This window comes from Mycobacterium sp. (assembly GCF_049585075.1).
In the GTDB taxonomy this organism is placed as follows: Bacteria; Actinomycetota; Actinomycetes; order Mycobacteriales; family Mycobacteriaceae; genus Mycobacterium.
In genome coordinates, this window is the sequence record NZ_JBAUZA010000544.1 from 1 (window position 1) to 4,586 (window position 4,586).

Genomic DNA, 4,586 nt, shown 5'->3' on the forward strand with positions numbered 1-4,586 from the left:
CCCCTTGATCCCCTCAGGAAACAAGGTGGAAAAGCCCCGGGTTTGCTGCAAATCAACCTCGCTAGCTAAGGGGCCACCGCCGGATTTAGTGGCCGTTACCGTCTGCTAACGCCTGAGGGCTGGAAACACTGCCCGGTCTGAGGTGATGGTGACGCACTTCACTGGGCGAGCGCCGCCCTGCGACAGGTCAGATTAGGTGGGTGATTCCCATTTGTGCGGGCGGAGGGATTTGAACCCTCACGCTCTTTCGAGCACCGGCACCTAAAGCCGGCATGTCTGCCGTTCCATCACGCCCGCATGCCCAGCGATCGTACCGTTCTGCCTAGCCGACAGATGAGCCTGCACAGCAGGCGTCGGAGTACCTTCTAGGGGTGTCCACTACACGTCGTCGGAGACCCGCGCTGATTGCGCTGGTGATTCTCGCCGCCGGCGGTTGCCTCGCTTTGGGCTGGTGGCAGTGGACGAGGTTTCAGTCAACGTCCGGCACCTTTCAGAATCTCGGCTATGCGATGCAGTGGCCGCTGTTCGCCGGATTTTGTGTGTACGCCTACCGGAAATTCGTCCGTTACGAGGAGGCCCCGCCGGAGCCGCTTAAGGATCGCGCGATGACCGAACTGCCGGACGGATTGCTGCCCGAGCGACCCAAACCCGCACAGCACAAGGCTGACGATCCCGCACTGCGGGAGTACAACGCATACCTGGCCGAACTTGCCAAGGCAGACAACGAAATACCTCGAAAACAGAACAGGACCACCGCATGACCGCACCCGAGACGCCCGAAGCGCGCCCGGTGACCCCCGTCGAAAAGATCCGCACCGCGCTGTTGGGCTACCGGGTGATGGCGTGGACGACCGGTATCTGGCTGATCGCGCTGTGCTACGAGCTCGTGGTCCACTACATCGTCAAAGTTTCGAATCCACCGACCTGGATCGGCGTGGTACACGGCTGGGTTTATTTCACTTATGTACTCGCAGCTTTCAACCTCGCCGTCAAGGTTCGGTGGCCGATTCCCAAGACGATCGGCGTGCTGCTAGCCGGAACCATTCCGCTGGTCGGAATCATCGTCGAGCACTTTCAGACCCGAAACATCAAGGCGCAATTCAACTTATGAGTCTGCCAGTGCCCGCAGCGCCGGCAACAGCAACGCCAGCGCGCGACCGCGATGCGATATCGCGTCTTTTTCTTCCGAACTCAGTTGCGCCGCAGTACGGTCCGCACCGTCCGGAATGAATACCGGGTCGTAGCCGAAGCCCGCGTCGCCCCGCGGCTCTCGCGCGATCGCGCCGGGCCATTCGCCGCGGACGACAACTTCACCCGAGTCCGACACCAGTGCGCACGCCGACACGAACGCGGCGCCACGTCGCTCATCGGGCACATCGCGCAGCTGCGCCAACAGCAGCGCGGTGTTACCGGCGTCGTCACCGTGCACGCCCGACCATCGCGCCGATAGCACGCCGGGCATCCCGCCCAGCGCGGCCACCTCCAAGCCGGAGTCGTCGGCGACGGTCGGCAGCCCCGTCGCTGCGAACCCGTCGCGCGCCTTGGCCAACGCGTTGTCCTCAAAGGTCGCACCGGTTTCCGGCGCTTCGTCGAACGGTGGCACGTCGTCGAGCGACACCAACGTCAGACCGGTCAGCGCGGCCGCATCCAGCACGCGGCGCAGCTCGGCCAGCTTCTTGCGATTGCTGCTGGCGACCAATAGGCGCGTCAGCTTCCGAACGCCTTCTCACGCACGGGCCCTTCGGGCAGCGCACCTGGGTACGGCAAAGCCAATGCCTCGCGCTGCGCCACAAAGAGCTTCTCGCAGGCCCCTTGCGCCGCGTCCAGCATCTTGTCGAGCGTCGACCGCGGGAACGTCGCGCCCTCACCGGTGCCCTGGACCTCGACCAACGTTCCGGTGTCGGTGGCGACGACGTTCATATCGACCTCAGCGCGGGCGTCTTCCTCGTACGGCAAGTCCACTCGCACCCGGCCGTCGACCACACCAACGCTGACCGCCGCGATCGCGCAGGACAGCGGCCGCGGATCGGACAGCTTGCCGGCCGCGGACAGGTAGGTCACCGCATCGGCTAGCGCGACATACGCGCCCGTGATCGCCGCGGTGCGAGTACCGCCGTCGGCCTGCAATACGTCGCAGTCGATCGCAATGGTGTTCTCCCCCAACGCCGCAAGGTCGATGCAGGCACGCAGCGACCTGCCGACCAACCGGCTGATCTCTTGCGTGCGGCCAGACAGGCGGCCCTTCACCGATTCGCGATCACTGCGGGTGTGAGTGGCCGACGGCAGCATCGCGTATTCGGCGGTAACCCAGCCCAAGCCGGATCCTTTGCGCCACCGGGGCACGCCCTCGGTGACGCTCGCCGTGCACATGACTTTGGTCTGACCGAATTCGATCACCACCGAACCCGCCGGGTGCGAAGTGAATCCGCGGGTGATGACAACTGGTCGAAGCTCGTCGTCAAGGCGGCCGTCTTCTCGTTTGGACACGCCGCCAACCCTAGCGCGAGGTCAGTGCCGACCGACGTTGAACGTCTCGCCGCAGACCACGGCATGCACCGGGCCGTTGAATTCGGCCTTTGCCTCGCTGATCACGTCCTCACGCGAGGTCCACGGCGGGATGTGAGTGAGCAACAGCTCGCCAACTCCGGCCGCGGTCGCGATGCGCCCGGCCTCGGTGCCCGACAGGTGCAGGTCGGGGGGACGGTCAGGCGAATGCGTCCAGGACGCCTCACACAGGAAAACGTCGGCGTCGCGGGCCAACTCGATGACGGTGTCGCAATAGCCGGTGTCACCGCTGTATACGAACGATGCCCCAGCGCCATTCGTGATGCGCATGCCAAACGACTCGGTCGGATGACTGACCAACCGGGGCAAGACGGTGACCGCGCCCACTTGCACGGGTTCACCGTCGACCCAATGCCGGATATCGAAAATGTCGGAGAAATCGTCGATCTCGCCGCCGTAGGGCGATGACGCCGCGCCGAGCCGCGACCAGGTGTCGCTCGGGCCGTACATCAACGCCTTCCCGGTCGGGGGCGACGGGTGGTAGCGGCGCCAGACAAACAATCCCGGTAGGTCAAGACAGTGATCGGCGTGCAGATGCGACAGCAACACGTGCACCGACCCCGGATCGGCATGCCGTTGCAACGCTCCGAGCACACCCCCGCCGAAGTCGATGACCAGCGGCGCGGTGTCCGGCGCCCTCAGCAGATATCCCGATGCCGGCGAGTCCGGGCCGACGACGCTCCCGGAGCAGCCCAGCACGGTTATTCGCACGGTCACTACTGTGCCATGCCCGGCACGATGTTGGCGAAAACATCCCCGCTTTCGTCGGGGAGGAACTCAGCTAGGCGTCGCGACGTGACGGTGGACGGGGTGGACGCCGGTGATCGCCGGTCCCAAAAAACGCGCCGCGAGGGTGAGGAACGCCTCGGGGTCGCCGGTGGCCTCGAACGCCCGACGCGGCGCTGCCGTCCCGGGGGAATCGGGGTGCGGGTGCAGTAGGTCGGCTTGGGTGAGTACCCGAAGCAGCTCCTTCGCTGTCTCCTCGGCACTGGAGACCAGCGTGACCGACTCGCCCATCGCCAGCTGTATCAGGCCGGATAGCAGCGGATAGTGCGTACAGCCCAGCACCAGGGTGTCGACGTCGGCGCCCTGCAGCGGCTCGAGATAACCCTCGGCCAATCCGAGCACCTGGCGGCCACTGGTGATGCCGCGCTCGACGAAATCGACGAACCGCGGGCATGCCACCGCGGTGATCTCGGTGTCGCGGGCGGCGGCGAACGCATCCTGATAGGCGCCCGACGCGACGGTGGCCTGGGTGCCGATCACGCCGATGCGGCCGTTGTGAGTTGCGGCGACGGCACGACGCACTGCGGGCAGGATCACCTCGACGACCGGCACGTCATAGCGTTCCCGCGCGTCATGCAGGCAGGCCGAGGATGCCGAATTGCACGCGATCACCAGCGCCTTGACGCCGCGGTCGACCAGGTCGTCGCCGATGGCCAGCGCATGCCGGCGAATGTTGGGAATCGTCAGCGGCCCGTAGGGACCATTGCCGGTATCGCCGACGTAGATGATGTCCTCGTCCGGCAACTGATCGATGATGGCGCGCGCCACGGTCAACCCGCCGACACCGGAGTCGAACACCCCGATGGGGGCTAGTGCATCACTCATGCCGGCACACGGCGATGTTGTCGCGCCTTACGTTCCGGGCTCGACAACAGGTATGCGGCCAGCACGCCGGCGATGCCCCCGCAGAGATGTCCCTGCCAGGACACCCCGCCGCACACATTGAGCACCGGAACCGCCCCCCACAGCACACCGCCGTATGCAACCAGCACCACGATCCCGATCACGATCTGCCAGGCCGAGCGGGTGAAAAATCCGAACACCAGCAGGAACGTCAGCCAGCCGAAGATCAGCCCCGAGGCGCCGATGTGATCACTCTCGAGGCCGCAGGACGATCCCCAGTTGCCGATCAGCCAGGTGCCGAAGCCGCCGACGATCCACACGATCGCCGTCGCCCACAGGAACCGGGACAGCCCGGCCAGCGTGACCAGAAAACCCAGCACCAGCGCGGGCCC

General features: G+C 65.6%; 7 protein-coding genes and 1 tRNA gene. 2 read left to right on the forward strand and 6 right to left on the reverse strand.

Annotation, left to right across the window (positions count from 1 at the left end):
* Positions 1 to 214: 214 nt before the first annotated feature.
* A tRNA-Leu gene (locus WB785_RS24810) sits at positions 215 to 297 on the reverse strand.
* Positions 298 to 371: 74 nt separating this feature from the next.
* On the opposite strand from WB785_RS24810, the gene WB785_RS24815 reads away from it, so the two are divergent.
* Together WB785_RS24815 and WB785_RS24820 are read left to right on the forward strand one after the other, a co-directional pair.
* A complete protein-coding gene (locus WB785_RS24815) occupies positions 372 to 761 on the forward strand; it encodes a hypothetical protein (protein WP_424082763.1) in 390 nt (129 codons plus the stop codon).
* A complete protein-coding gene (locus tag WB785_RS24820) occupies positions 758 to 1,111 on the forward strand; it encodes a DUF3817 domain-containing protein (RefSeq protein ID WP_424082765.1) in 354 nt (117 codons plus the stop codon). The genes WB785_RS24815 and WB785_RS24820 overlap by 4 nt, the downstream gene beginning before the upstream one ends.
* Here the strand turns inward: WB785_RS24820 and rdgB are convergent.
* From rdgB to WB785_RS24845, 5 genes are all read right to left on the reverse strand, one after another.
* Positions 1,106 to 1,711: an RdgB/HAM1 family non-canonical purine NTP pyrophosphatase gene (gene rdgB, locus WB785_RS24825; protein WP_424082776.1), complete on the reverse strand. Its 606-nt coding sequence runs from the start codon at positions 1,709 to 1,711 to the stop codon at positions 1,106 to 1,108. The genes WB785_RS24820 and rdgB overlap by 6 nt on opposite strands.
* The gene (rph, locus tag WB785_RS24830; protein ID WP_424082767.1) at positions 1,708 to 2,487 is read right to left on the reverse strand and encodes a ribonuclease PH; all 780 of its coding nucleotides are present in this window, start codon (positions 2,485 to 2,487) and stop codon (positions 1,708 to 1,710) included. Before rph ends, rdgB begins: the two co-directional genes overlap by 4 nt.
* A gap of 21 nt (positions 2,488 to 2,508) precedes the next feature.
* A complete protein-coding gene (locus tag WB785_RS24835; RefSeq protein ID WP_424082770.1) occupies positions 2,509 to 3,282 on the reverse strand; it encodes a cyclic nucleotide-degrading phosphodiesterase in 774 nt (257 codons plus the stop codon).
* A gap of 60 nt (positions 3,283 to 3,342) precedes the next feature.
* Positions 3,343 to 4,176 (reverse strand): glutamate racemase, encoded by an 834-nt coding sequence (murI, locus tag WB785_RS24840; RefSeq protein WP_424082772.1) that lies wholly within the window; start codon positions 4,174 to 4,176, stop codon positions 3,343 to 3,345.
* On the reverse strand, positions 4,173 to 4,586 hold a 414-nt coding region (locus WB785_RS24845), incomplete at its 5' end, for a rhomboid family intramembrane serine protease (protein ID WP_424082774.1). The genes murI and WB785_RS24845, both read right to left, overlap by 4 nt.